Below are 338 nucleotides of genomic sequence, written 5' to 3' on the forward strand. Positions count from 1 at the left end.
GGCTGGCCAATGGCTCCGACCAACTCGGCCGAAATTTCATGAACCACAACACCACCGCCATGCTGACGATCGATCCGCTATCCGCCAACACATCGGTTTACCAGAAGACGCTTGCGTTCAACGACTTCTACAATGCCGATCCGGAGACCGGATTTCCGCTGGGAAACGTCCAGTTGCTTGGACACATTACGGGAAACATCCTGAAGGCCAACGCACCACTACTGCCGCGCTGGCTGGCCGGTCTGATAGCCCGCAATTGCTATGGCTGGTTCCTAACCAGCGAGGATCTGCCCAATCCCGACAGCCGCGTCACGGTCAGCAACGGCCGCATCGTCATG

General features: G+C 58.0%; 1 pseudogene. It reads left to right on the forward strand.

The window, feature by feature from the left end:
* Positions 1 to 38: 38 nt before the first annotated feature.
* Positions 39 to 338: pseudogene (locus EN824_RS33935) on the forward strand (GMC family oxidoreductase); the annotation flags it as partial.

Source organism: Mesorhizobium sp. M8A.F.Ca.ET.181.01.1.1 (assembly GCF_004792025.1).
GTDB lineage: Bacteria > Pseudomonadota > Alphaproteobacteria > Rhizobiales > Rhizobiaceae > Mesorhizobium.